A 26111-nucleotide genomic window follows, 5' to 3' on the forward strand; every position below is an offset into this window, starting at 1 on the left:
AACGGGTCCGCAACGGAGATGGAGAGCAAACGGGCGCCACCGCCGGATTTTGCAAATTCCCGCAACAGTGAGATGATTTAGGACGGTGAGCGCTGAAATGCGCAGGTGGGCAAGCGGGCCGGACCCGTTGCCCCTGCGACAGCCGGGATCGCATAGCCTTGCGATTTTCCTGGCGGTGTCGAGCTTCCTGCTTCCCTCTTTTTCCGAAGTCACGGCCGCACAGACGTTGCCCAGGTCGCTGCCGGTCGCGATCTCCGCGCCGGACACACCGCCTGGCGCTTTGGCCCAGATTCGCCTCACGCTACGCGCGCCCCGCGCGATCGCCAGCGGCCATCTTGCGCTGGACCTGGATCCGGCTGTATTCGGGCCCGCCGTGGCGGCCGATGTGTTCAGCGCGAATGGGGACCAGATGGGCCTGGCCCGGTTGAACGGGCGTCACGTGGAGGTCTACTTCCGTTCGGCCATGGGCGGAATTGGGCGGATCCCCGGAATGCCCGTGCTTACGATCGTGGCTCCGGTGCTGGATGGCACCCCAACCGGTACGCGCGGCTCGATCGCGGTGAGCTTTGCCGGGAGGCCGTGGAAGGATGTCCAGGGCTATCAGTATTTGCCGCAGGCCGAGGCTGGCGAAATCAAGGTCGGGGGGCATCTGTTGATCGAGGCTGTGAGCCCAGGGGGAGGAGTGCTGCCCGCGGGTTCGAAGGTTCGGATCGACGGGCAGGGCTTCACTGCACAAACGAAAATTGAGATCGAGGGAGTAGCGGTGCGGGCCGCCTCCTTCGATGGAGTCCATGCGATGGCCGTGACGCTGGAGGCTCCGGCTGAACTGACAGGGAAACGGGTGGTTGCGCGGAATCCTGACGGGATGTGGGCGGACTTCTATCCGGCGCTCCGCGGCGTGGGCAGTCCGGCTTTTCAGGGTGCCGCATTTCAGCCCGTATTTCCTTCGCAGCCCGCGTGGGCGGCTGACGGATGGCCGATGGTGCAAAACGCATCCGCTGGGCCGATTGATGTGACCTATCTGGCGCGCATCGGTGCAGGTCCGTATCTGCAGTACCCGACCGCGACCGGCAGGCTCGAACCGGGCGAGATCGCAGGCGGTCCGCCGGTATCCCTGGCCAATCGCGTATCGTCCTCCTCAGCCCTGTCGATCTCGGCTTCGAAACCGGTGAGGATGGTGATGTTCCGGACGCCGGGCCAGGATGAGGACGCAGCCCCGGGAGAGCTGATTCCTGTGACCGCCGGGACCATTGCCCCGGCCCTGACCGAAACCTGGACGGAGGGAAAGCCGGTTTGCTCGGAGGACATCTCTGTGGGCGCGACGGAGGATCCGGCTTGTGTGGTGTGGCTGACCGGCTCGACCCGGACCAGTTCGCTGGCTTTGAATCTGCGGGCCTCGGCCTTGTCGATTCCGGTCACGGCATCGACGTCGACAACGGACGGAGTGCCATGGCTTTCCGTCTCGCCGGAACACGCTACCGTCTGCGGCGGCTCCTCCGATTGCCAGGGGACCACATTCAGTGTGAGGGTGAACCCGTCGGGGCTGGCGGTGGGCGAGTATCGCGGCAGCCTCGTGTTTGCGTCCAGCAACGCGATGTGCCCGCCGCGTGTGGTGCCGCTGGTCCTGCGTGTCGCGGAGAGCATCATCTCAGTAAAGCCGGCCGGCGGCTTGTCATTCATCTCCAAAGCGGACGGCAGCGTTGCGGCTCCCATCGAATTGAAGGTGAGCAGCACGGGGGCGCAGGCGCGGATCTCCGCCAGCATACTGAAGGAGCAGACGCACGGTGCGTGGCTGTCCATCACGCCGGAAGAGGCGACGACCCCCGCGACGTTCACTGTCACCGCTGATGCCACCGCGCTCACCGGCGATGTCTACACATCGGTGAACTACATCCGGTTTGCGGGGCCGGCGAACAGCGTGACCAAGCTGGTGAGCCTGTATCGGCCGGTTCAGACGCCTCCTCCGGCGATCAGCACCGGCGCGGGCAACAATCCGATCCTGCTTTGGGCGCAGTCCGGCAGCCACACACCGTCCACGCGGTTTCTGAGCGGAGGGCTGTATCCCGCCGATGAGGCCACGGTCACGACCGAAGGTGGCGGCGACTGGCTCACCGCGACGTTTACGAAAGACTCCAGCGGCGCCCCTGGTGTCCTGATTGCCGCGAACGCAGGAAACCTGCCCGCGGGCGTCTATCGAGGGAACATCACCCTGTCTTCGACAACCCACCCGGAGTACATGCCGGCCCAGGCCGCTGTGACGTTGGTGACCTGGAAGGACTCGCTGCCGTTGACGGTCTCGCCGGAGAGTCTCAGGTTGTCCATCCCGAGCGGAGGCTCCACCGGGAGCTCGTGTAGCCAGGACTACAGAGTTCGGGTCAGCAGTGATGGTCTGCCGGTCGGCTCCACCGGCATGGCCGCCACTACGGACGGCCATGCATGGCTGAAAGCAATGAAATGGTCGGAGGGGGCTGTATGCATCGTGGTGGACGCCCGGGAACTGCAGCCGGGCGAATACGAGGGCAGCATTCTGATCACCGCCACGGCGGATTCGCAGAGCTCGATTACTGTGCCGGTATCGCTGAGCGTCACCGAGGCTGCCTTGCCTGTATCGAACGGAGGTCCGCCCTTTGGATTCACGATGGTCCACGGCGCATCGCAGACCGTTCAGCCGGTTGCGCCGGGCGAGGTCATCACTGTCCGTGGTGTGAATCTAGGACCAGCCGGCGGCACGGCTGTGGGCATCGATGTCGAGGGTAGGCAGTTGACTGAAGCGGGCGGCGCGCGGCTTTACTTTGACGGCGTGGCCGCACCGCTGCTTTTCGTGTCACCGGGGGAAGTGCAGGCGGTGGCGCCTTATGAGGTCGAGGGCCGGCTGTTTAGTGAGATTGTGGTGGAGTTCCAAGGCGCGCGCAGCCTGCTCGGCGGAGTGCCGGTCGTGACGGCAGCGCCCGGCATCTACACGGCCGATGGCTCCGGACAGGGGCAGGCGGAGGTTCTGAATGAGGACGGCTCCGGGAATAGCGCTGAGAACCCGGCCGATCGAGGGACGGCTCTCTCCTTCGTGGCCACAGGGTTGGGACAGACGGCGCCCGCAGGCATGACAGGCGGGACCACCGAGGATGAGCGGAAGCGGCCGCTGCTAAGTATGGCGGTCACGCTGGGCGGAATCGAGGCAGTGGTCGTGGAGGCGAGCCCGGTGGTGGGGCAGGTGGAGGGCGTGTTTCGGGTGAAGATTCGCTTGCCGGAGGAGGTGCCGTCGGGGCCGGCTGTGCCCATGGTACTGCGAGTGGGCGGAACCTCAAGCGCCCCGGGCATAACGATAGCGGTGAAGTAGTGGCAGTTGGCAGGGGGGCGAGACGGCGCCAGGGCAGGAGCGTTTCCCCGGCCGCGGTGTCCAAGCATAGTAGGCACGAGTGCATGCGTCAGATGAATTGCCATCCGTCCAGGCGTTGGAACCGGCTCCCCTTGAGTCTTCTGTTATTGCTCTTCGCCGCGCAGCATCCGGCTTCGGCCTGTTTCTGTTTTCCCCGCCCCCTCTGCAGCGAATTGTCGGCATCAGGCGGGCAGCGGGCGATTTTCGTCGGTACCGTCTCTGAGATCTACCCGGAGGTGGAAGGCGCGAAGGATGCGGGCCTTGCCGAGGGCGGTGGAATGACGCTCCGGCAGGCAAAGACCCTGCTTCAGGAGCGCTGGCGGGGCGTTCTGTCCGCGAAGGAAATTGTTCAGATTCAGCGCGCCCGTTCGATCAATGAATTGCTGCTTTGGAACGCCCGCATTACCCTGGCGACCCGCCGCGTGCGGTTCCGAGTGGCCGAGTGGCTGCAGGGCGGACGCGGACGCTCCTTTGAACTCTTCACTGACATATCGAGCTGCGGCTATCGGTTTGCGAGCGGCGGGACTTATCTGGTGGTCGCCACACTGGAAGCCGAATCGGGCCGATGGCAGACTGGGGCCTGCATGAGGAACGCTCCGGCCGATACCAGGCTGGCGCGAGAGGACTTGAAGGCTCTGCGAGCCGCGCGAGACGGGCGCCCACTGTTGCCTCGTGTTTATGGTGAGGTTCTGGATTGGCGCGAAGGCTCGGCTGGATTCAAGTCTGCATCTGGCCCGCCCCACGCGGTGTTGCGCTTGACCGGGCCGGCCTCAAGAAGCGAAACAGCCTCTGACGATCAAGGCTGGTTCAGCTTTGATGATCTCCCACGAGGCACGTACCGGCTGGAACTCCTGCGACCACCGCTAGGCGGCGGGGGCACGACCATTGACTTGAGTCGCACAGGATGTTCCGAAGCATCCGTGCTTCTGGAAAAGGGAAGCGAACGTGGCACCTACACGGTTCTCGTCTCGCCAGCCGGTGAACAGCCACCGCCCAGTGCGATCCCATTGGAGGAACCCCAAGTGGAACTCCCGCCAAACATTCCCTTGCAACTGCCGGATGCGCTGCGGCAGGGATTGTTTGCGCCGGAGCATGACCTGCTCCACAGGGCGCCCTCGTACACACCGCCACTGCAACTCTAACCCGTGGCCGCGTGTTCCGCAGGTATGTCCACGGGCATGTTTTCGAGGCCCGCCAGTGGATCGGGCCACGGCAACTGCATGCCGAAGGCTCGAGCATAGGCGACGGCCTGGCCCATGTGTTCATGGGTGTGCACCAGCGCCCGCAGGAGCAGGCGGCGGCGCGTAGTCTCCTCTTCCACGAAACTCCGTGATTCCTCCAGGGTCTCGGCGCTGGCGTCTGTCATGGAAAGCTGGACGGCCTCCAGTGAGCGCCGCAGGAAATCGATGACGGCTGGCTGGCCGGTGAGGGTACGTTCCATGGCCAGATTCTTGCGGACCATGGCCAGGCGTTGTACTGGGCTGTCCGGCTCCAACTCGCCATACAACTCAAGGCTGTCGGGGGTTCGGACTCCGGAAAGGTGGAGCAGGCAGAAATTGGCAACGGCGATGTGAACCAGGACGGCGGAGAAGCTACGGGTGCCCGGAGCCGGGCAGCCGGTCAAAGTTGCTGGGCGAAAGCCGGCAAGCAGTGCCTGGCGGGAGAAAGGGAACGCATGATCAAACTCCATTATCTTCTGCGCAAGGCGATGGGCAAAAGCTTACGTGGCGCAGTGCGGCCGAGATCATAGGCGTGAGGCCCGGACACTGCGGCGCACCTGGATGAATTTTGTCGAACGGGCGAACCAAAGTGCGTCTATTGCTGCCGCAACGCCATGACTGGATCCAGCCGCGCTGCGCGTCGCCCCGGAAACCACGCCGCCACCAACGCAACAATCAACAGAAGAATCGCTACGCCGAGATAAATCGCAGGTTCCGTCGTCGTGACGCCATACACCTGCGACTGTAGGAACCGTGTCAGCCACAGAGCGAAAACGATGCCAGTAACAACTCCGGCACCGGTCAAAGTAAGCACGTCCCGGACCACCAACCGCAGCACGTCGGCTGGCGTAGCGCCCACCGCCATGCGGATGCCCAATTCGGCTGTGCGCTGATTCACGGTGTACGAAAGAAGCCCATACAGCCCGAGGGCAGCCAACAGCAGCGCCAGCGCGGCGAAAGCAACCGTCGCCCAAGTGATATACCGGAGGAAGTTGTAGGAACGGTCAACCAGGTACTCGAGGGTCCGAACCTTCCATACAGACTGCTGTCTCTCGACAGCCCAGATGGCCTGCTTCACGCTTTTCGCCAGTTCCATAGGATCGCCTTTCGTACGCACGACCAGCGTCGCAAAGTCGTACGGATCCTGCGCATACGGTCTGTACAACTGGGGTTCGTTACCTTCGGCGAGACCGAACTGTTTTACATCGCCGACGATGCCAACGATTGTTACGGGAGTGGAAGCCGATGCACCTGTGGATATCCTGATCTGACGCCCAAGAACGTCTTTCCCTGCCCAGAAGCGGTCGGCAAAAGTCCGGTTCACCAGCACGACCGCTTGCGAATTCTCCGCATCGGCAAATGAGAAGTCGCGCCCTTTGAGCAACGGTATGCCTGCTGTCCGGAAGTACCCCGGCGAGATGGGGTTGTAGCCGATCGCCAGGGGCTCTGGGCGATCGGGCAAGGTGATCGAAATCCGGTTTGCATTTCCGCTGAACGGCAGGGCGCCCACCAAGGCTGCTGAGGCAACTCCCGGAACCGAGGCCACACTCTCGACGATGCGATACTGCATCGTTGCCTGGCGGCTTGCACTCGCGTACTTACCCGGCGCCAGACGATACTCCATCGTGAGCACCCGCTCGGCGCGGAAGCCCGGCTCGATGGCGGCCACGTTCCGCAGGCTGGCTCCCATCAGCCCTGCGCCGATCAGCAGTATCAGCGCTAGCGCAACCTGCCCGGCGACCAGCGCGTTCTGGAACCTGCGCCTTCTCGTGTCCCCCCGCTGCCGCAATGAGGCGGTTGCCTGTGTTCGGGCGTTGAATGCCGGCGCTAGTCCGAACAAAATGCCGGTTAGAATCGCTACGACTGCAAGATAGGCCAGCACCTGTGGATTCAGGCGCAACTCCGTCGATCCGACCAGATCTGGACTGTAGACGCGAAGCATCGTCACTCCGAGATCCGCGAATATCATCCCGACGACGCCGCCTGCTCCGGCCAGCAACAGAGATTCGGTCAGGAGTTGGCGCATCAGCCGGCCCGTCTTGGCGCCCAGTGAAGCACGAATCGCGATCTCCTGTTTGCGCCCCACTGCTTTCGCCAGCAGCAGCCCCGCGATGTTCGCGCATCCCAGCAGCAGGATACACGCCGCGGCCGCGCTCAGGACCAGCAACGGGTTGCGCCTGGCCCCCACCGCAATCTCACTCAGCGCGCTCACGGCAACTCCACGGTCACGATTGGTTTTCGGGTATTCCTGCGCAAGCCGCAGCATGACACCCCCCAGTTCCGCACGCGCCTGCTGAATGGTTGCGCCGGGCGCCAGTCGCGCCAGCGCGAATACCGGCGTACGGGCACGATCCCGTGAATACCCGGGATAGTCGCGTACCGGCATCCATGCCTCGGCATTGGTGTGGCGCGGTCTGAAACTCTCAGGCAGGATTCCGACCACGGTGTGCGCTGCATTGTTCAGAATCAGCGATCGCCCGAGGACACTCGGGTCCGAGCCGAATCGGTCGCGCCATACGGCGTAATTCAGGACGCAAACACCCGGTCCATTCGGCTTCTCGTCTTCCGCATTGATGCCGCGGCCCAACACTGGAGTAACACCAAGGATTCCGAAATATGAGCTGCTGACGAATCCGCCGATCAGCCGGCCAGGCTCCTCAACTCCGGTAAGATTCACACTCTGGGTCTGTTCTGCGGCGATGCCGGCGAGCGAAGGCACCGACGCCAGAGCTTCCAAATCTGCGATTGAGATTCCGTCCTGACTTGAGTCCTTTGTCGTCCCGTAGAGTTGAAGCAGACGATCCGGCTCCGGGTAGGACAGTGGGCGCAGAAGCACGGCTTCCACCGCGCTGAAAATCGCGCCGTTGACGCCGATGACCAAACCCAAAGTCACAACCACCGCGGCCGTGATGCCGGGCTCGCGGCGCAACCGCCTGAGACCGTACCGGATGTCCTGAAAAATGCTTTCGATCCCGGTAAAGACGTGAAGTTCGCGCGTGCTCTCCGCCACAAGAGTCACATTTCCGAAACGCCGTCGTGCTTCAAGAAGAGCTTCGTCTCGCGGAATGCCGTTCGCTTCAAGCTCCTCCGCTTTCAGTTCGATATGCGAACGCAGTTCATCTTGCAGGTCTTCATCCAGGCGCCGGTTCCACATGGATCGCAGCTTCATCCGTAGCATTCCAGCACCTTTTTCACCGCCAGTGTCAGTTCATCCCAGCGCTTCTGCTCAATCTCGAGCTGTCGCCGCCCCGCCGCCGTGAGGCTGTACAACTTGACTCGACGGTTCGTCGACGACGTGCTCCACTCCGAAGAGATCCATCCCAATCCCTCAATACGATGCAGCGCCGGATAGAGTGATCCTTCCTCTACCCGTAGAAAATCGTCCGATACCTGCTGAATGTGTGTCGAGATGGCATAACCATGCAGGGCACCACGCGCCGCGAGAGTTTTGAGCACCAGAAGATCGAGCGTGCCTTGCAGGTTCTCGCTTCTTAGAGGTCTAGGCATAGGCTTCTATGTGTAGAATGCCGCCACCCGAACAAGATGTCAATAGAGAAATCCGATAGGGGACCGGGACGTGCTTATGCTAGAGCCCGGGAACGGGGGCCGTGGGACAGGCGACGGCGCAAGCCTGGGCCAGTCCTGTTGGCGGAAGCTTAAAGGTCAGGTCGAAGTTGGTTTGAAGCGGCACGTTGGCCGAACAGGAACATCCAAACCTCTCAAGGGTCGTTGAGATTTAGCCTCGTGAAATGCCGTCCAAACGGAGACTCTTCACTTGACTGGCCGCCGACCGCAACGAACTTTTGCCCGATCCGTTCGATGACCTCGATGGCTTGCGCCTCGTCGACGAACGGGAGTACGCATGTGGCCGAGTACTTCCCCTTGGCGCATACGCCGCCGAAGGTGTTGGATTCGGGCCCCCGCTCGTCCTCTCGATACTCCAGCCAGCGCACGCTGGCGCGCGGGACGCGGCTCTCTGATTGAAACCAGGTCACGGTATGCGCTCCGCGTGATATGAACTCAAGATTCGTCACTTGAAGCTCAGCATGGCTCGGGCTCATTGTTGCCCGGAAGGCAATTAGAGCCGCAATTCCAGCCACTGGCAGAAGTAGCAGCATGGAAGCCCCTAACCAGTGAGCGGCCCAGGCTACAGCTCCGCCCGTCGCTATGGCCGCGATGGCGGCCTGATGCCATGGTGGCGTCTCTTCCACTCGGAAGAGGAGTGTATGTTCTTGCTCTTCCACCTCTAACCGGCAGGCCATTGAATCTGTTCTTCTTGTCTTGAATAGAGCGTTTCGGTCACCCTGCCTGGAGATGCATCTGGCCCTCAGCTGTCCGGCGATGCGGGACTTGCGGCGCGCGACGCCTATGCTACCGCGCCGTCTGCTGCCTGCTGACCTGCTCCCACGGCAGGACGCCGGCGCGATCCGCCCAGCGGCCCCAGTCGGCGGCCATGTCCCGGACTCGCTTCGGCTCCGTTGCGGCCAGGTTGCGGAGCTCGCTGCGATCCTCGTCGATGTTGTAGAGCTCCCAGTCGCCCGGATGCTTGCCTACCAGCTTCCAGGGTCCGCGGCGCATGGCCCGGTTTCCTTCGTGCTCCCAGAAGAGGCTGCGCTCCTCATGGTGGCCTCCGGCCGGAACCAGAGGGCGGCCTTCCAACGGAAGCGCCGAATCCGGACCGCCGTTTGGCGCTGGATAGGGGGCACGGGCGGCGTCGACGCACGTCGCCATGACATCGATGAAATGGGCCGGGGTGTGGTCGAAGCGCGGAGCCGCGGGGACGTGGCCGGGCCAGCGGACGATCAGCGGCGTCGAGATTCCACCCTCGTGCACCCAGTGCTTATACAGGCGAAACGGCGTATTGCTCGCGTTGGCCCAGGGCAGCCCGTAGCTCTGGTAGGTGTCGTCCGGACCCGGCATCACGGAGGGCTTGTTGCCGACGCTCACCGGGCGGCCGTCGCGAGTGCCGGCTGGAATGTGGCGTCCCTTCCAGGTGGGCTGGATCTCCTCGGCGCAGCCGCCGTTGTCCGACATGAACAGGACCAGCGTATTGCGGTCGCGGCCCGTGGCGCTGAGTTTGTCGAAGATGCGGCCGATGTTCACGTCGAGGCGGTCGACCATGGCGGCGTAGACTTCCATGCGGCGGGCCTGCCAGGCATGGTCCGGCGCATCCCGCCACGCGGGCACCTGGCTGTCGCGAGTGGTGAGGGGCCAGCGCTTAGGCAGCAGGCCGAGCTGTAGCTGCTTCTCGTGCCGGGCCTGGCGGAGCGCGTCCCAGCCCTGGTTGTAACGGCCCGCATATTTGCGGATGTCTTCCGGACGGGCGTGCAAAGGCCAGTGCGGCGCGGTGAAGGCGGTGTAGAGGAAGAAGGGATCGGGCCTTTGGGCGAACTCGTCGAGGAAGCGAACGGCGTGGTCGCCGATGGCATCGGTGAAGTAGTAGTTCGGGCCAGGGGCAACGGGCTCGTTGCCGAAGGTCAGGGTGGGCGGATTGTAGTAGTCGGCCGCTCCGTGGATGATGCCGTAGTAGCGATCGAAGCCGCGCTGCAGCGGCCAGTTGTGGCGCGACTGATTCACCGGCGTGACGTGCCACTTGCCGGCCATGCCAGTCTGGTAGCCGGAGGCCTTCAGGACCTGCGCGATCGTACGGCTGCGCGGGCTGAGGTCGTTGGCGTAACCGGGCTGGGGTCCGGCCTGATCGACCATGTGGCCGATGCCGGCCTGATGCGGGTAGAGGCCTGTGAGCAGGGACGCGCGGGAGGGGCAGCAGCGGGCGCAATTGTAGAACTGCGTAAACCGGACGCCTTGCGCGGCGAGGCGATCCAGATTGGGCGTGGCGATCTCTGAGCCGTAGCAGCCGATGTCGGAGAAGCCCATATCGTCGGCGAGGATCAGGAGGATGTTCGGGCGCTCCCCCTGGGCGCCCGTCAAACGGCCAACACTGGCCGCGGCTGTGGCCGCCGTGTGGAGGAACGATCTGCGGGTAAGGCTCATGCTGGATTCCGGCATCGCCACGGGACGCGCGATGTGATCGCATTCTATGACAAGCAGGGCGGCAGCGCTGGCGCGAGCGAGCCAGCGAATCAGGGGGCTGGCGTAAGACATTGAAAACGGGCAGCATCGATCGCTGGGGGCGTCTTCCCACTCCATTCGGGACGGTCAGCCGGAATCAGGTTGCCGACTAGTACAATCCCAGGGACTTCCGACTAAAGCGGTGTACTGGTTCGGCCGATGAATCAGATGGATGTATTTGGGATGGACCCGCACGACAGCGCAGTACCGCCGGTAGATGTCGAAGCCCCGGCCGCGACGCCAGAGGCGCCGCGTCTGTTTCTGCCCGCCAGCGCGCTGGTGAGCGAGACCCTGGGGCGGGCGACGATCCTGCTTGTCGACAGCGTGGACATCAACCGCCAGCTGATCAAAGGGATCCTGAAAGCGGGCCCGTACCGCCTGCTGGATGCCCGCAACCCGGTGGACGCCTTCCACATCCTGCAGCGCGAACCGGTGGACCTGATCATCGCGGATATGATGATGCCGGCCCAGGGTCACCCGATGTACGGCGGCTTTGAGTTCTGCCGGCAGGTGAAGGCCAACCGGCGCACCCGCCTGATTCCCATCCTGATCCTGACCAGCGTCCAAGGCATTGATAATGAAGTGGCGGGGCTGGAGTCTGGGGCAGACGAATTCCTGATCAAGCCCTTGCAGCCGGCCGTCGTCCGGACGCGGATCCGGACGATGTTGCGCAACAAGCGGACCATCGACTCCCTGGAAGAGGCCGAGACCATCCTCTTCGCCCTGGCGCAGACGGTGGAGCAGAGGGACAAAGAGACCGGGAACCACTGCCAGAGGCTAGCCGCCCTGAGCGTGGCATTGGGCACGGCGTTGGGATTACCGGAAGAGGACCTGGTGGCGTTGTACCGGGGCGGCTTCCTGCACGACATCGGCAAGATCGCCATTCCGGACGCGATCCTCTTCAAGCGGGGCGTACTGACGGAAGCGGAGTGGACCATCATGCGGTCGCACACCTGGAAGGGTGAGGAGATCTGCCGCCGCATGCGGTCGTTGTCGCCGGTGCTGCCGGTCATCCGCAACCACCACGAGAAGTGGGATGGAACCGGCTATCCGGATGGGTTGGGTGGAGAGCAGATCCCGCTGCTGGCGCGCATTCTGCAACTGGCGGACATCTACGACGCGCTCACCTCGCGCCGCAGCTACAAGTCGGCGTTTGCGCCGGAAGAGGCGATGAAGATCCTGGGCAAGGAGTCGGAGATGGGCTGGCGCGATCCGGAGCTCGTTTCGGTCTTTGTCGAGATGGTCAGGCAGCCCAACTTCGTGGCGCGCTCGGCGGCACTCTTCGCACCGGAAGACGACGGCTCGGAAGAGGGCATGGAGTTGCAGTCGATGCGCGACTCGCTGGCCCGCATGTCGCGGGAAGTCCTGAAATAGCGGGGCTTAGCTCCAGATGCGGTTGACGACGAAGCCACAGATGTAAGCCAGAACACCCATATAGGTGAACTGGATGATGGGCCACTTCCAACCACCTGTCTCCCGCCGGACGACGGCCAGCGTCGACATGCACTGCATGGAGAAGGCGAAGAACACGAGCAGGGCGAGCGCGCCACCAAACGTCAGGTCGCGATGCAGGGCGGCCTGCAGACCCGCGGCATCCCGGTCGGGCTCCATTCCGTAGATGGTGCCGAGCGTACCGACGATCACCTCTCGGGCGGCCAGCGACGTGATGAGGCCGATGCCGATCTTCCAATTGAAACCAAGGGGCTTGATGAGCGGCTCGATCGCACGGCCCAGTGTCCCGGCGAGGCTTTGCTCGATGGGCGGGGCCTTGCCATCAATCATGGGCACGCTGCAAAGGATCCACAGGATGACCGAGACGCCGAGGATGACCGTGCCGGCACGCTTCAGAAACGCCTTGCTGCGGTCCAGCAGCCGCAACCCGATGGAGTTCCAGGTGGGCATGCGGTAAGCGGGCATCTCGAGCACGAAGGGTGTCCGTTCGCTCTTGAGAATAGAGGACTTAAGGACGCGGGCGGTGAAGACGGCGGCGGCGAAACCGAGGACGTACAGGCCCATCATGGCGGCGGCGCGGGTGTAGATGAACGGGCCGATGAAGGGCTTATCGGGCACGAAGGCGGCGATGATCAGCGTGTAGACCGGCAGGCGCGCCGAGCACGTCATGAAGGGGGCCACCAGGATGGTGGCGATGCGGTCGCGTTTGCTCTCGATGGTGCGTGTCGCCATGATGGCCGGAACGGCACAGGCGTAGGCCGAGAGCAGCGGGATAAAGCTCTTGCCCTGCAAGCCGGCGCGGGCCATGGTGCGATCGGCAATGAGGGCGGCGCGGGCCAGATAGCCGGAGTCTTCCAGGACGGCAATGAACAGGAAGAGCAGCAGGATCTGGGGCAGGAAGACCAGGACGGCTCCGACGCCGCTCCAGATGCCGTCGATGAGCAGCGACCGCAGCATGTTGTCGGGCATCAGGGCGCGGAGCCACTGGCCGGAGTTGCCGATGGCGGCCTGGACGCCCTCCATCAGGGGACGGGCTCCAGTGAAGATGGTCTGGAAGACGGCGCCGACGACGAGGATGAAGACCAACGGACCCCAGAAGGGGTGGAGGAAGACGCTGTCCAAGCGGCGCGTCCAGACAGGAGGCGCGGGCCGGGTGTAGCCCGAATCGTTCGAAACGCGGCGCGCCCACTGGCGGCAGGCCGGCAAGTCGTTCAAAACAGGGAGCTCCACCGGCTTGGGGATGGCGATGCCACCGGTCAGGAAGCGCAGAACGGAACTGACGCCCTCTCCGGTGCTGGCACTAATGAGAGCTACCGGAGTGCCCAATTCGTTGGCGAGCGACTCGACCTCGACGCTGCCGCCGCGCTGGCGGAGGTCGTCGGCCATATTCAGGACAACGAAGGTGGGCAGGCGCAGGCTGAGGATGGAGGCGACCAGCGGCAGGTGCCGGCCGAGGTTGGTGGAGTCCAGCACCACCACGACGGCGTCGGGCGCGCGGAGGCCGGACTTCTTGCCGTTGAGGACATCAAAGGTAACGCGTTCGTCCTCGGAGCGGGGCTGGAGGCTGTATACGCCCGGCAGGTCGATGAGGTCGACGTCGTGGTGGCCGGGGAGGTGGGCTTTGCCGAGGCGGTGCTCGACGGTGACACCGGGGAAGTTGGCGACTTTCTGGCGCAGGCCGGTAAGTCTATTAAAAAGTGTTGATTTACCCGAATTGGGTGGACCAACGATGGCCACCAGACGCTGGACGGTGGCTTTGGGCGGAGGTACTACACCGAGAGCGGAAGCTGTTTTCGCGTGCCCGCAATCGTGGCAGTCGCTCATGGAATCAGTGCTTTCTCAGGAAGATATGCCTGGCAGTTTCGCGGCGCAGGGCGATTTCGCCGCCGTCGACCCGAAAAACCCGAGGATCGCCACCAGGCGCGGAGTGAGCGGCGGACACCGGATGACCAGGGAGGAAGCCCAGTTCCATGAGGCGGAGAGCGAAGTCGGTGGGCAGCTCGATGTGGTCGAGCATGGCTTCTTCGTTATCCCGAAGGTCGGCCAGGGTCCAAGCGCTGATTCCTACAGCGCCATCTTTGACACTGAGTTGCATTTCGATTCCAGTATACTCCCGAACGGCGCGCCGCACCTAATGATCGTTGCGCCGATGCTACAATGGCGCACGTGTCCGATCCCGCTCCGAAACGCACGTATTCCCGAGACGAGGTTTGCCGTCTGCTGGGCGTACAGGAGCGGGTGCTGGCCGATTGGGAGTCCCACGGATTTGTACAACCGCTGGATCCTTATCAGTTTCAAGACCTTGTCGCGCTGAAGACGCTGCGGCAGTTGCGCAGCAAGCGCCTGCGTCCCGAGCGTATCCGGCTGATCCTGGATTCGTTGCGGGAGAAGCTGGCGCATGTACGGGATCCGCTGAGCGAATTAAAAATCTTTACTGATGGGAAGCGTCTATCCGTGCAGGTGGATGGACGCCGCATGGAGCCGCTGACCGGGCAACTGCTGCTGGATTTCGATCAGGCTGAAATTCGCCGGCTTCTGCAATTCCCTGGCAACAGGGCCGAGCAGACGCTGGCCGACAACCTGGCTTCGAAGCAGCGCGAGGCGGAGAAGTGGTTCGAAAAGGCGATCGAACTGGAGCAGACGGGCGGTCCACCGGAACACATCGTGGCCGCCTATCTAAAGGCGATTGAGTACAATCCGGAGGCTCCGGGGCCGCATGCGAACCTGGGCACGGTGTACTTCCACCTGAAGAAGTGGCAGGACGCGGAGCGGGAATACCGGGCGGCCATTGAGTTGCAGCCCCAGTATGCGCTGGCGCACTTCAACCTGGGCAACCTGCACGATGAGCTGAACCAGTGGCCGGCGGCGCTGGAGTGCTACAAAAAAGCGCTCGAGATCCAACCGGACTACGCCGATGCTCACTACAACATCGCCCTGCTGTATCAGGGCCGCGGGGAGCTGTTGCAGGCGGTTCGCCACTGGCGGACCTATTTGAAGATCGACCCGGCCGGATACTGGGCCGGCATCGCCCGGCGGGAGCTGACCCGGTTGCGGCAGGAAGCCGTCGTGGGCGGCGTGCAGGCCTGATCGCAAAGCCCTTCTCTTTTCAGACAAAGTCACCTGATATGATGGCTGCGCCATGCCCGGCCCCATCCTACGGCCCGTCTCCGTCACTACCCAACCGATCCAGGTGAACCTGGTTTATGTCTACCTGGCGTCCCTGGTGGCGGCGACCTCCGGCCTGTTGTTCGGGTTCGACATCGCGGTGATCAACGGCGCGCTGCTGTTCCTGAAGCAGCAGTTCGCGCTGTCTGAACTGCAGACTGAGTTCGCCGCCTCGAGCCTGCTGGTGGGCTGTGTCGTTGGCGCGGCCTGCGGCGGCGGGTGGAGCGACCGGTTGGGCCGGAAGAAGGTGCTGATCTTCTGCGCGGTGCTGTTCGCGTTGTCCTCGATTGGGGCGGCGCTGCCGCGAAATCTGACGGAGTTCGTCATGGCGCGCGTAGCGGGCGGCGTTGCGATCGGCATGGCCTCGTTGCTGGCTCCGCTGTATATCGCGGAGGTGGCTCCGGCGCACATGCGCGGGCGGCTGGTTTCGCTGAACCAGATGGCAATTGTTACGGGCATCCTGCTGGCCTATCTGGTGAACTGGATGCTCTCCTCGATGGGCGCCGAAGCCTGGCGCTGGATGTTCGCGGTGGCGGCGATCCCTTCGCTGTTCTTCCTGCTGGCCCTGTTTTTCGTGCCGGAGAGCCCGCGCTGGCTGTGCGAAAAGGGCCGGGACGAGGAGGCTCACCGTGTACTGGCGAAGGTGAGCGGGCGGGCGCAAGCCGATATCGAACTGGCGGCGATCCGCGCAGCGATCCAGGAGGAGAGCGGGACGCTGTCGGAGCTGTTTGCTCCGGGGTACCGGCGGGCGTTGGTGCTGGCGATCGGACTGGCGATCCTGCAGCAATGGACGGGCGTGAACACGGTGCTGTTCTACGGGTCAGTGATCCTGAAGGAGCAGGTGGGCGGGCATTCGCAGTCGGCCGCGATCGGGGCGAACGTCTTCATTGGGCTGGTGAACTGCCTGTCGACGATTGTGGCGCTGTGGCTGATCGACAAACTGGGCCGGCGGCCGCTGCTCATGTTTTCGGCCGGGGGCATGGTGATTGCCCATGCGGGGTTGGCCCTGGCCTTCCTGCAGACTCCTCCGAACGCCACAGTGGTGATGGCGTTGATGATTCTGTGTACGGCGTCGTTCGCGGTGGGCCTCGGGCCGGGCGTTTGGGTGGTGTTGAGCGAGATCTTTCCGACGAGGATCCGGGGCCGGGCGATGTCGATCGCGACCGTGGCGCTTTGGGTGGCCTGCGTGATTCTCACCTTTACTTACTTGTCGATTGCCTCCGCGCTGGGGCCAACGGGCGCGTTCCTCATCTATGGAGGGATGTGCGTGCTGACGATTTGGGTGGTGGCCAGGTTCACTCCGGAGACGAAGGGGCACACGTTGGAAGAGATTGAGAAGCTGTGGCGGCCTGAGTAGGGATTGGAGCGGTTGGCGTTCCGGGGGCGCCGCGCGGTGTCTCGGGAGCGGTGGGGTTATTGGGGCGGAGGGTAGGACTTTCGCCTGGGGGCGAAGAGATGGGTTTGATCCCTCAGGTGCCGTTGGTGTTGCGGCGGGCCCCCGGCTCACGCCGGGGGTGGTAAGGCTGGGGGAGGCGGTTTCGTTTGTTGGAGTTGGCCGTCGTTGAGATGGCGGGACTGGCGTTGGTGTTGCGGCGGGCCCCCGGCTCACGCCGGGGGTAAGGCTGGGGGAGGCGGTGAGGTTGTTGCAGCGGAGTGGGGGGACTTTCGCCTGGGGCGAAGAGGTGGGTTTGATCCCTCAGGTGCCGTTGTTGTTGGGATGGGCCGCCGGCTCGCGCCGGGGGTGAGGCTGGGGGCGGCGGTTTGGTTGTTGGAGCTGGGCCGTCGTTGGGATGGTGGGGCTGGCGTTGGTGTTGCGGCGGGCCCCCGGCTCACGCCGGGGGTAAGGCTGGGGGCGCTTTGGAGGTTGTTGCGGCGGAGTGGGGGACTTTCGCCTGGGGGCGAAGAGATGGGTTTGATGCCTCAGGCACGGTGGATTCCGGTGACCTGGTTCACCTGAATCTCCTGGGCGGCAGTGCAGTCCCCTGGCTCTGGCGGCCTCCGGATGAGGGATGGCCGCTGCCGGCGGCGGTTCTCGAATCAAAGATCTGGGCGGCAGTGCAGTCCCCTGGCTCTGGCGGCCTCCGGATGAGGGATGGCCGCTGCCGGCGGCGGTTCTCGAATCAAAGATCTGGGGGAGCGTGCGGCCTGACCGCTCGCTCCGGCGGCCCCATTGTGCACGGTGAGCCGAAGGAAATGCGGGGTATTCGCGCCAAGTTATTGCTAGGAAAAGAGAAATAAACTCGCATCGACGGTGACGCCATCTCTTCCTGCTTGGGATTCGTGCGACCTGGGGGCCGGCTGCCTGACGGCAGGCTACCGATTGCCGGCTAGGAGGGCATCGGTCCACTGTTCCAGCTCCTTGCCGAGGCCCTGGACCGTTTGAGGCGACTCGTACCTTTGATAGAGATAGGCAAAGAGGACGCGTTGTTTCACGCGGAGGACGCCGATGCACGTCACCATGGTGAGTGTCCGCTCCCCCTGTTTGAAGGCCAATAGCATGGCGAAGCCGGAGGAGCCGGAGGAGCCGGTCTTCTTGAAGAGCCCGCCCAGCGGCTCCGGCCGACCGACTTCCAGTGGTTTCGAGCCCAGGCTCTTGAGGCGGATGTTCAGTTCCTCCGTCGCATCCCCCAGGGTTTTGGAGTCGAACTTGCCCATGGCCGCTTCCATGCTTTCCTGGACCTGGGTAAAGGCCTCGGGGGTGCAATCGACATACTCTCCCTGGCGGGGCACTTCGAGCATCGCGTAGTGGCGCATCCCGTCGCCGAACTTGCCGCTCGAAAACTCCGCCAGGGTTTCCGCGGGCACGTAGGCGGTCAGCAGGCGGTTGCTGGCGGGGGTGAGCACTTCAAAGACGGTCGTCCTGAGGCGATCGCCGACCTCGGGAAAGCCGCCTGGACCGGGGACGGCGAGATCCACGCCACCCGCCTTCGCATGAGGAGCTTCCACGGGTTTGGCGGCCGCTGGAGCGGCAGGCCCCTGCCCGAAGGCAGCAAGGCAACTCAATACGATAGCGGCTAGCAGACGGCAGAATCGCATGGGGCCAGTGTAGCGAGTCGGCCGGATGGAGGCGGGCCGCCCGGGGGCGAAGATATGCCGGTGCCGGGACCCTCCTGAGGGATGGGCGCGGCGGGCCCCCTGGGCTATACTTATCGGCACTGGGCTCCCTCATGGAAAACCTCGTTCCGAGATTCTCGCTGGCAGGACCTTCCCGCTTTCCACACCATCGCAGCGGATGGGGCTATGCCATGGAAGCGTTGACGCCCCTGCTGACGACGGACGGCATCCTGCTCGACAGCTTTGTGGAAGACACGTTCTGCTGGAGTCTGGCCCGGCATGAGACTTCCGAGTTTGTGCCCTACCGGCAGCCTTGGACCGGCTTCGTACACAACCCGCCGGGGATTCCGGAGTGGCACGAGACGACCTCGGCTCCGCAGCACATTCTGTCCCTGCCCGCGTGGCAGGACAGCCTGCCGCAATGCCGCGGGCTGTTCACGTTTTCCGCCGCGATGCGGGATTGGCTGGCGGCTCGGGTGGCGGTGCCGGTGGAGGCGCTGATCCATCCCACCGAGTGTCCCGCACAGGTCTTTGACTGGGAGCGCTTCCTCGCTCTTCAGAGGCCGAGGATTGTCCAGGTGGGCGCGTGGTTGCGGCGCATCCACTCCATCGCCCGGCTGGACGTGAGCAGGCTGCGGAAATCGTGCCTGATCCCCAGGCAGGACGGAGCGGCGTACCTGGAGGCGCTGGCCAGCAAGGAGCGGGCGCACGAGCCGGCGGCCGGCGGCGCGGATTGGGGGACCGTCGAGGTGTTGCCGTATCACGATGCCGCGGCGTTCGATGAGTTGCTGAGCGAGAGTGTCGTGTTTCTGGATCTCTACGATACGGTGGTGAACAATACCGTGGTCGAGTGCATCGTGCGGGGTACGCCGCTGGTGTGCAACCGGCTGCCGGCGTTGGTGGAGCTGCTGGGTGAGGAGTATCCGTTGTACTTCAGCACGCTGGAAGAGGCGGGCCGGAAGGCGGATGACTTCGATTTGATCCGGGCGGCGGCGGAGTATTTGCGGGCGATTCCCAAGGATGTGTTTACGGGCGAGGCGTTTCTGCGGTCAGTGGCGCGGAGCGGGATTTACCGGAGCCTTGCGTGATGGGGGAGGGCGGGGGGGCCTCGGGGGCATCGTTGGGGTTGGTTGGGGGCTTTCGGTTCGTCCCCCGCTCGTTGACACTCGCGGCTCTGTTCGCGGCGGTTCGACTTCGGGGGGTGGGGTTGGCGGCGCCTCGGCGGGGTGGCTGGGGGTTTTCGGTTCGTCCTCCGCTCGTTGACACTCGCGGCTCCGTTTGCACTCGTGGCTCTGCGTCCGCGTATTAGTTGGGCAGGAGAGTGGGGATGTATTGGCCGGCGGCCTCGCCCAGCATGTCGCGGTGCATCCGCATGGGCTCTCCGAAGAAGGCTTCCCCGACACTGCCGTCGAGCACGTGAGTGGCTAACAGGTCGAGGGCTTTCGGTTCCTCCCAGAGGGCCTCGGCATAGACCACGCGGCCCCCTTCGGCCGTCTCATGCAATAGACGCAAGAAGTACTGAATCACCGTGAGGTTCTCCCGCGGCATGTGGGGGCCGACGATCACCACGTGAAGCCGGCTCCATTCCTGGGGGCTCAGGTCGCGGCGCCAGGCCGAAACCAGGGCATGGATCGCATCGAGTTGGGCGCGGGCCGCCTCCCTGGAGTTCTCCAGTACGGGCTGAGCCATGGCGTGGGTGAACGCCAGCAGGTGGGCGCGCTCCACCCGGCGACTGGCGGCCACTTCGTCCAGAAATGCAAGAGACGCGGACAGGATCTTCTTCTGACGGGCGAGTGAGGCGGCGGAGAGGGCCAGGGTGTCGAGGCTGGCTTCCGCGGGCGGGATGAGTTTGCGCAGGGTGGTGATGGTCTGGAGGCGGGCCTCGTCGAGGGCTCCGTCGCCTGGCGTGAGGGTCACATAGATGGCGAGCGGGATGTGGGCGATGGACTTCACCGGGTCGTAGATGGGGACGGCGGTGTTTGCCTCGACACGCCGGCCGTCGCGCAGCAAGGCGAAATTGTCGCCATTGACGAAGATGGTGGGACTCGTGGCGGCGAGAACCCTGATTTTTGCCTCGGCGTAGGCGGCGCGAAACGCGTTGTTGAGGGCGGTGAGGGCTGGCGGCTGCACCGGACCGGCGGGGGTGATCGTCGACTGGGCGGGGAGGCCGGCGGCGGAGAGCAGTACGACCAGGACTGCCCGAATCGGGTTTCGCAGAGGCATGGTTGATTATGGACCAACGCGGCAAGATTAAGGGCCGCAGGCGATTCGCAAGATGGGTCGATTGTTAAAATATGGCATGGGCGCCATCCCCTGCCTCGAAACGCCGCGTCTTGCGTTGCGGCCCCTGGAACTGCGGGATGCGGCCCAGGTACAAGTGCTGTTTCCACAGTGGGCGGTGGTGCGTTATCTGGCCAACGTTGTGCCCTGGCCGTATCCCGAGGACGGAGCGCTGGTTCACTACCGCGATCGGGCTTTGCCGGCCATGGCGCGTGGCGACGAATGGCATTGGTCGCTGCGGTTGAAGACGGATCCGGAGCAACTTATCGGCAGCATCTGCCTGATGCGCGGCGAGGAGAACAATCGCGGGTTCTGGCTGGGCGTGCCCTGGCAGGGGCAGGGCCTGATGACGGAAGCCGTGGAGGTGGTCACCGACTACTGGTTCGACGTCTTGGGATTCCCGGTGCTGCGAGTACCCAAAGCGATCGCGAATACAGCGTCGCGGCGGATTTCGGAAAAGAGCGGGATGCGGGTGGTGGCGGTGGAAGACCGGGACTATGTCAGCGGGCGGTTGCCAACTGAGATATGGGCGATCCGGGCGGAGGAGTGGCGGGCACGGCGGGGGGCCTTGCGGCATAAGCGCTAACTTAACGATCTGTGGATGCTGAGCCGGGATGACGATTCCTGTTGGCGCGCCGGCATCCTCTCCAGGCCGAACTTCTGGACCACATCCGATGTTGCGGGACTATGTACGAGTGGCGCGTGATCCGCTCGGAACCGGCTCAAGCGAACCGACTTCCCGTTCCTGATCTGGGTCGGCGCTTCTCCGTGTTGGGGACTACGTAGCCAGATGCTTTCAATCGTTGACCCGGCCATGTCGACTTGGCCGCGCGACCTCCCGTGCGTTTGCAGGCTATTGATTCTTCGACAAAATTCATATACTGTAAATTTTGACAGTATCAGTTTCGTGCCATGATCCGTTCAGCGACTTTGACAGCTCGGCAGATGCAAGTGCTAGCGTTCGTGAAGGATCGACAGCGGGACACGGGCATGGTCCCGACAATCCAGGAAACGGCGACGCACTTCGGTTTCAAAAGCTTAAACTCCGCGCGTGAGCATTTTCGCCTTATCGAAAAGAAGGGCTTCATCCACCGTGTTCCGGGACGTTCCCGTGGACTGGTGGTGGTCCGACCCGAGGGTGCGGGTGATCAGGATTCGGCCCGCGTGCCACTGCTTGGCAGGATTCCCGCTGGGCATCCCGTTCTTGCGCACGAAGACACTGAAGCACTGCTCACTCTACCGGCCGGCATGTTCCACGGAGGCGGCCTTTTCGCGCTCCGCGTACGCGGAACCAGCATGGAGGGAGTCGGCATCCTCGACGGAGACATCGCGGTTCTTGATTCGATGAAGGAGGTGAAAGATGGAGCGATTGCGGCTATTCTGATTGAGGATGAGGCAACGCTCAAGCACGTGTATCGTCGGCCGGAAGGACTTCTTTTAAAAGCAGAGAACCCGATGTTCCGCGATATTGAGGTTCCCCCCGCCGCCGCTGAGCGAGCGCGGGTGCTGGGTGCGTTGGTCGGGGTTGTTAGGAAGGTCTGACCCATGCCAGACACTCACACCTCCCCGAAGGTCGGTCGCCTGAAAAGGCTCGCGAACGCGTTGGGGTGTCCAGAACTGATCCTGCTGGACTCCGAGGTTAACGCATCTCAGTTGGAGTACTTGGACCTGGTGCCCGCCAAAACCGGTGCTCTCCTGCTGCCAGATGCAGTAGCGGAGTTTCAGGGCCGACCGCTACTGTATCTGGTCGACGACGCCGGTGAAGCAGGCAAATCGCCGCTGCAAGTCGCGCAGGTTCAAGGACTGCAAACACTGCTCGCGAACCGCAGCGAACATGCCTGCCTGGGCGTAGTGAGGCCCGGGTCACTCGACGTTTATCCCATCAATCTTGATCGCAAGGCTCTGACTGAAGCGAATTTCAAGACGATTCAGATATCCGACCCGGATGCGCCGGCATTCTTCCAAAGCCTCGCGACGGGGACCTTCGATCTGCCGGGACGTCCAGATCAAGCAGACTACGTGTACGAGAGTATCTACGGACTCCTCACCGCGGCGTCCACGCAACTTGCTGGGGGAAAGGATAAGGCCGGCCCGATGCGTGGTTTGGAAGTGCTCTCCACGACAGGCCGCGCGCTGTTTTTTCGCTTCTTGATCGACCGCCGCATCGTCTTACCCTCAGAAGTTGCCGAGATCTCCCCCGGAGCCGACGGCTTGAAGGACGCCTTTTCGAATGCGGAGAATGCGGCCGCCACCTCCTGCTGGCTCGATGAGACGTTTAACGGCGACCTTCTTCCGTTGGTCCAGGGGTTGACGCCAGAGACCAGTTCGGAGGAGCGACTCCGCATATACCTACGTTTCTATCGCGATGCAGGCGTGGCAACAGGTCAACAACTGTTCAGGCACTTGGAGGCAATTCTTCAAGGCTGGAAGCACGTTGGCGGCACTCAGTTTCAGACTGCGTTGGATTGGGACGACTTTGACTTTGCCCACATTCCAATTGGCGTCCTCAGCCAGGTCTATGAAACATTCAGCCACCAGTGGGATGAGGAGCATGCAGAAGAAACTAGTGTGTATTACACCCCGAGACACCTCGCCAGGATCCTGGTGGAAGAGGCGTTCGCAGGGCTAGAACAGCCGGCTGATGCAGTTGTGCTCGACCCGGCATGTGGTGCCGGCGTGTTTCTCGTTCTTGCTTTCCGCCAACTTGTCCGGAGGAATTGGGAGAAACAGGGCGCTAGACCGGACACACGCACGATCCAGAGGATCCTCTACAAGCAACTTCGGGGCTTTGAGGTAAGTGAGTCTGCCCTAAGATTGACCGCTCTGGCGCTCTACATATCCGCGATCGAACTGAATTCCACACAGCGGCCGCCGCGCAGTCTCAAGTTTCCACGGCCACTGCGAGATGAAGTATTGTTCAATTTTGGCCGCCATGAATTGGAGCAACAGCACGGATTTGCGATGGGCAGCCTTGGTCCCGAGGTGCCGGTGGCTTTCAACAATTTCTTCGATATCGTAGTGACGAACCCTCCCTGGACTCGCTTGCGAGCCACGGCTAAGGACGCGAAGGCCAGGACAGAAGATAAGAAGCGGGTCGCTGAGACCAATGCTGCATTCACCGCTTTGACGCGTCGCGCTCTCGCCGCGCGTGGCCTTGAAGCGGTCGCCAGTGGCTACACAAACCCGGACAACAACCCCGACCTGCCGTTTCTGTGGCGTGCGACCGAATGGTCGAAACAGGGAGGCATCATCGCGATGGCGTTGCCGGGCCGCGTCATCCTTAAGCAAAGCGCCAAAGGCAAAGCTGCTCGTGATGCCATCATGCTCGGACTGGCGGTGACCGGAATCCTAAACGGCTCGGATCTGGAGAAGACGCCAGTATGGCCCAAGATGGACCTGCCGTTCATCCTCCTGTTCGCTCGGAACACTCTCCCGCGGCCAGACCACCGTTTTCATTTTGCAACGCCAGTTCGTGAAAACCGTCTTAGCAGTCGCGGCCAGTTTCGGCTCGACTACCAAGCCGCAGAATCTCTGGCTGTGCAGGCCGTTATTGAAAAGCCATGGATGTTTAAGGCACTCGCAGTGGGCACGGTACTCGACGTCGACATAGTTGACAGACTCACTCAGAGGTCTGTACGCGATTTCTGGACAGCCAACGGATTGTACTCTGGCGAGGGGTACAACTTGTCGCCGGGGTTAGAACAGCGGCCAGCTGACCATCTGTTTAATCTCCCTGATTTCGAAGTCCCCGAGAGTGGTTTTTCTATCCGGCCAGAGGAGCTAACCACCTGGCGGGAAGTACACAAACGGGAGACCGCTCATTTCCCTCGCAATGAGCGATTGTACGCCGCCCCGCTTGTCATTGTTCCACAGACTCCGCACGAATCGAGGGAGCAACCCAAGGCGTTTGTATCAAGGCTAGCTGCGCTCGCATTTTCAAAAAGCAACTATGGTTTCTCAGCAGCCACGTCCCCTGATGGGCAGGTAATTGCATCCGCCCTTTACCTCGCCTTACACAGTAGCCTGTATCAGCATTTTTGCTTGATGAGGAGCTCACGCCAAGGAGCGAGCTTCCGAACAATACTTAAAGAAGACGTAGAGGCATTCCCATTCCCCGATCCAACTCGGCTTTCCGACGCGGATAAGCGTCGCACAATTGAGCTTGCCCAGGCTTTGGAAACGCGAGTCACAAAGCCCTGGGACGAAATTGATGATTTCATCTTCAGACTCTATGGACTTGATGAACATGATGCCACCGTCGTACGGGACACCGTTGCTTTCTGCGGCCCATATCGCTCTATTCGTCAACCCGCAGAGCTGCCGGCTGGCCCCGACGACCTAGAAGTGTTCCGCGGTTATCTGGAGGACATGCTGCAACCGCTGTTCCAGGTCGCGGACCAAAAATGCGCCGTCCGGGTGCTCGGCGCGGGCGAGTGGTATCCGCCTTGGAGGTTCGTGTCCGTGATTCTCGCCGGCGACAAATTGGGCGACACCCAGAAACTACTGAAGCGCTTGATGGTCGAAGCTGGCAAGACTGGAGCGAGCCGAATTGTGCTTCGAGTGCCGAACGGCGGGCTCCTCGTCGGAATCGTCAATCAGCGCAGGTTTTGGACTCGGAGCCGGGCGCGACTGTGCAGCCTGAACATCGAGCGGCACCATTTGGATGCTTTTCCTCTCCCTGCGCAATGAGTGTATTCGGCTTCTTCACTGCAATTCCGGACTACGAGCTGCCGCACCCCCAGATCCCGCTGCGCGTCATTCTCACCACACATCGGGCACTTGTAAAGGCATTTGAGTTACTTCGCGCGAAGCCGCCTATGGGCTTCGGCCTCGCTCAGGCCAAAGAAGACGAAATCACGAGGCAACTGCATTGGATACTCGAGAATAGACTGCTCCGTAGCCGGGAAGTTGCTGGGTTCGACCGTCGCCGCATTAGAAATGTCATCCGGGCGCCGGAAGTTACCAATTACGACGGTACGCATCCGGCAAAGAAGCCTGACCTGGTTTTATTCCTCTTGGAACGCGAGTCTCTTCCGGTCTTGCCATCTCACGATGGCCTTTTCGCGGAATGCAAGCCGGTAGACGATGATCATCCCATAGGCAAGCACTATTGCGATGGCGGAATTAAGCGGTTCGTCAATGGCGACTATGCTTGGGCTATGCAGGAAGGTATGCTCGTTGCATATGTTCGCGGCCGACGCAACATAGGCACGGATCTTGCGCCCGCACTTGCGTCCGATAGTCGGCATGACGGTCTCGGCTCTCCGACGGCACCTGTAGTCGTTGGCGCCTCGGGCACGGCCAAGGAAAGTGTTGTACTTCAGGCCACGTTGCACCAGCGGCTCTTCTCTTGGCCTGATGGCCGGGGCGCTGCTTGCGCGATTCGCATTTTTCACTCCTGGCATGATTGCTCCTGAGTTTGGACAGGTCCACCTCGCAGAGCGTCGGGCCGAGGATGGTTCGGTTCACTTCCCCTGGGCGGTGCCTAATCCAAG

19 protein-coding genes are annotated in these 26111 nt (G+C 62.8%); 10 read left to right on the top strand and 9 right to left on the bottom strand.

Annotated elements, in window-relative coordinates; genetic code table 11:
- The first annotated feature begins 97 nt into the window (after nt 1-97).
- Together IRI77_RS18260 and IRI77_RS18265 are read left to right on the top strand one after the other, a co-directional pair.
- Nucleotides 98-3334, top strand: coding sequence for a hypothetical protein (locus IRI77_RS18260; RefSeq protein ID WP_194453461.1), 3237 nt, complete (start codon nt 98-100; stop codon nt 3332-3334).
- A gap of 131 nt (nt 3335-3465) precedes the next feature.
- Nucleotides 3466-4515, top strand: a complete 1050-nt coding sequence (locus IRI77_RS18265; RefSeq protein WP_194453462.1) for a hypothetical protein — start codon at nt 3466-3468, stop codon at nt 4513-4515.
- Here IRI77_RS18265 and IRI77_RS18270 read toward each other — a convergent pair.
- From IRI77_RS18270 to IRI77_RS18290, 5 genes are all read right to left on the bottom strand, one after another.
- Nucleotides 4512-5063, bottom strand: coding sequence for a DinB family protein (locus tag IRI77_RS18270; protein WP_194453463.1), 552 nt, complete (start codon nt 5061-5063; stop codon nt 4512-4514). The genes IRI77_RS18265 and IRI77_RS18270 overlap by 4 nt on opposite strands.
- Nucleotides 5064-5188: 125 nt before the next feature.
- On the bottom strand, nt 5189-7762 hold the full coding sequence (locus tag IRI77_RS18275) for an ABC transporter permease (protein ID WP_194453464.1): 2574 nt from the start codon (nt 7760-7762) through the stop codon (nt 5189-5191).
- Nucleotides 7759-8100 (bottom strand): PadR family transcriptional regulator, encoded by a 342-nt coding sequence (locus tag IRI77_RS18280; RefSeq protein ID WP_194453465.1) that lies wholly within the window; start codon nt 8098-8100, stop codon nt 7759-7761. The genes IRI77_RS18275 and IRI77_RS18280 overlap by 4 nt, the downstream gene beginning before the upstream one ends.
- Before the next feature lie 212 nt (nt 8101-8312).
- A complete protein-coding gene (locus IRI77_RS18285; protein WP_194453466.1) occupies nt 8313-8588 on the bottom strand; it encodes a hypothetical protein in 276 nt (91 codons plus the stop codon).
- A gap of 376 nt (nt 8589-8964) precedes the next feature.
- A complete protein-coding gene (locus IRI77_RS18290; RefSeq protein WP_194453467.1) occupies nt 8965-10587 on the bottom strand; it encodes an arylsulfatase in 1623 nt (540 codons plus the stop codon).
- Between the two features lie 261 nt (nt 10588-10848).
- Here IRI77_RS18290 and IRI77_RS18295 point away from each other — a divergent pair, with 261 nt between their 5' ends.
- The gene (locus tag IRI77_RS18295) at nt 10849-12039 is read left to right on the top strand and encodes an HD domain-containing phosphohydrolase (RefSeq protein ID WP_194453468.1); all 1191 of its coding nucleotides are present in this window, start codon (nt 10849-10851) and stop codon (nt 12037-12039) included.
- Between the two features lie 6 nt (nt 12040-12045).
- Here IRI77_RS18295 and feoB read toward each other — a convergent pair whose 3' ends face one another.
- Together feoB and IRI77_RS18305 are read right to left on the bottom strand one after the other, a co-directional pair.
- The gene (gene feoB, locus IRI77_RS18300) at nt 12046-13941 is read right to left on the bottom strand and encodes a ferrous iron transport protein B (RefSeq protein WP_194453469.1); all 1896 of its coding nucleotides are present in this window, start codon (nt 13939-13941) and stop codon (nt 12046-12048) included.
- A 4-nt stretch (nt 13942-13945) separates the two neighbouring features.
- Nucleotides 13946-14212 carry a FeoA family protein gene (locus IRI77_RS18305; RefSeq protein WP_194453470.1) on the bottom strand — a complete coding sequence of 89 codons (267 nt, stop codon included), beginning with the start codon at nt 14210-14212 and terminating at the stop codon, nt 13946-13948.
- 62 nt (nt 14213-14274) lie between these two features.
- Between IRI77_RS18305 and IRI77_RS18310 the strand changes: the two genes are divergently transcribed.
- Entirely contained in the window at nt 14275-15204 is a 930-nt protein-coding gene (locus IRI77_RS18310; RefSeq protein ID WP_194453471.1) for a tetratricopeptide repeat protein, read from the top strand.
- A 52-nt stretch (nt 15205-15256) separates the two neighbouring features.
- Complete coding sequence (locus IRI77_RS18315) at nt 15257-16639, top strand: sugar porter family MFS transporter (protein WP_194453472.1); 1383 nt, start codon at nt 15257-15259, stop codon at nt 16637-16639.
- 956 nt (nt 16640-17595) lie between these two features.
- On the opposite strand, the gene IRI77_RS18320 is transcribed toward IRI77_RS18315, so the two are convergent.
- Nucleotides 17596-18318: a hypothetical protein gene (locus IRI77_RS18320; RefSeq protein ID WP_194453473.1), complete on the bottom strand. Its 723-nt coding sequence runs from the start codon at nt 18316-18318 to the stop codon at nt 17596-17598.
- A gap of 209 nt (nt 18319-18527) precedes the next feature.
- On the opposite strand from IRI77_RS18320, the gene IRI77_RS18325 reads away from it, so the two are divergent.
- Nucleotides 18528-19424, top strand: coding sequence for a hypothetical protein (locus IRI77_RS18325; RefSeq protein ID WP_194453474.1), 897 nt, complete (start codon nt 18528-18530; stop codon nt 19422-19424).
- A gap of 217 nt (nt 19425-19641) precedes the next feature.
- On the opposite strand, the gene IRI77_RS18330 is transcribed toward IRI77_RS18325, so the two are convergent.
- Nucleotides 19642-20559, bottom strand: coding sequence for a hypothetical protein (locus IRI77_RS18330; protein ID WP_194453475.1), 918 nt, complete (start codon nt 20557-20559; stop codon nt 19642-19644).
- A 52-nt stretch (nt 20560-20611) separates the two neighbouring features.
- Between IRI77_RS18330 and IRI77_RS18335 the strand changes: the two genes are divergently transcribed.
- The 4 genes from IRI77_RS18335 to IRI77_RS18350 all read left to right on the top strand — a co-directional run bounded on the left by IRI77_RS18335 (nt 20612) and on the right by IRI77_RS18350 (nt 26033).
- The gene (locus IRI77_RS18335; RefSeq protein WP_228486803.1) at nt 20612-21202 is read left to right on the top strand and encodes a GNAT family N-acetyltransferase; all 591 of its coding nucleotides are present in this window, start codon (nt 20612-20614) and stop codon (nt 21200-21202) included.
- A gap of 326 nt (nt 21203-21528) precedes the next feature.
- Nucleotides 21529-22158: a transcriptional repressor LexA gene (lexA, locus tag IRI77_RS18340; protein ID WP_194453476.1), complete on the top strand. Its 630-nt coding sequence runs from the start codon at nt 21529-21531 to the stop codon at nt 22156-22158.
- A 3-nt stretch (nt 22159-22161) separates the two neighbouring features.
- Complete coding sequence (locus tag IRI77_RS18345; RefSeq protein WP_194453477.1) at nt 22162-25305, top strand: HsdM family class I SAM-dependent methyltransferase; 3144 nt, start codon at nt 22162-22164, stop codon at nt 25303-25305.
- A complete protein-coding gene (locus IRI77_RS18350; protein ID WP_194453478.1) occupies nt 25302-26033 on the top strand; it encodes a hypothetical protein in 732 nt (243 codons plus the stop codon). Before IRI77_RS18345 ends, IRI77_RS18350 begins: the two co-directional genes overlap by 4 nt.
- The last annotated feature ends 78 nt before the right edge of the window (nt 26034-26111 follow it).

This window comes from Paludibaculum fermentans (assembly GCF_015277775.1).
GTDB lineage: Bacteria > Acidobacteriota > Terriglobia > Bryobacterales > Bryobacteraceae > Paludibaculum > Paludibaculum fermentans.

Excerpts from the sequence above, each read along its gene's own strand:
- IRI77_RS18345 (WP_194453477.1), top strand. The coding sequence starts at position 22,162 with ATGCCAGACACTCACACCTCCCCGAAGGTCGGTCGCCTGAAAAGGCTC.
- IRI77_RS18305 (WP_194453470.1), bottom strand. The coding sequence starts at position 14,212 with ATGCAACTCAGTGTCAAAGATGGCGCTGTAGGAATCAGCGCTTGGACC.
- IRI77_RS18270 (WP_194453463.1), bottom strand. The coding sequence starts at position 5,063 with ATGGAGTTTGATCATGCGTTCCCTTTCTCCCGCCAGGCACTGCTTGCC.
- IRI77_RS18310 (WP_194453471.1), top strand. The coding sequence starts at position 14,275 with ATGGCGCACGTGTCCGATCCCGCTCCGAAACGCACGTATTCCCGAGAC.
- IRI77_RS18330 (WP_194453475.1), bottom strand. The coding sequence starts at position 20,559 with ATGCCTCTGCGAAACCCGATTCGGGCAGTCCTGGTCGTACTGCTCTCC.
- IRI77_RS18320 (WP_194453473.1), bottom strand. The coding sequence starts at position 18,318 with ATGCGATTCTGCCGTCTGCTAGCCGCTATCGTATTGAGTTGCCTTGCT.
- IRI77_RS18350 (WP_194453478.1), top strand. The coding sequence starts at position 25,302 with ATGAGTGTATTCGGCTTCTTCACTGCAATTCCGGACTACGAGCTGCCG.
- IRI77_RS18295 (WP_194453468.1), top strand. The coding sequence starts at position 10,849 with ATGGACCCGCACGACAGCGCAGTACCGCCGGTAGATGTCGAAGCCCCG.
- IRI77_RS18315 (WP_194453472.1), top strand. The coding sequence starts at position 15,257 with ATGCCCGGCCCCATCCTACGGCCCGTCTCCGTCACTACCCAACCGATC.
- IRI77_RS18275 (WP_194453464.1), bottom strand. The coding sequence starts at position 7,762 with ATGAAGCTGCGATCCATGTGGAACCGGCGCCTGGATGAAGACCTGCAA.
- IRI77_RS18335 (WP_228486803.1), top strand. The coding sequence starts at position 20,612 with ATGGGTCGATTGTTAAAATATGGCATGGGCGCCATCCCCTGCCTCGAA.
- IRI77_RS18325 (WP_194453474.1), top strand. The coding sequence starts at position 18,528 with ATGGAAGCGTTGACGCCCCTGCTGACGACGGACGGCATCCTGCTCGAC.
- IRI77_RS18290 (WP_194453467.1), bottom strand. The coding sequence starts at position 10,587 with ATGAGCCTTACCCGCAGATCGTTCCTCCACACGGCGGCCACAGCCGCG.
- lexA (WP_194453476.1), top strand. The coding sequence starts at position 21,529 with ATGATCCGTTCAGCGACTTTGACAGCTCGGCAGATGCAAGTGCTAGCG.
- IRI77_RS18260 (WP_194453461.1), top strand. The coding sequence starts at position 98 with ATGCGCAGGTGGGCAAGCGGGCCGGACCCGTTGCCCCTGCGACAGCCG.
- IRI77_RS18280 (WP_194453465.1), bottom strand. The coding sequence starts at position 8,100 with ATGCCTAGACCTCTAAGAAGCGAGAACCTGCAAGGCACGCTCGATCTT.
- feoB (WP_194453469.1), bottom strand. The coding sequence starts at position 13,941 with ATGAGCGACTGCCACGATTGCGGGCACGCGAAAACAGCTTCCGCTCTC.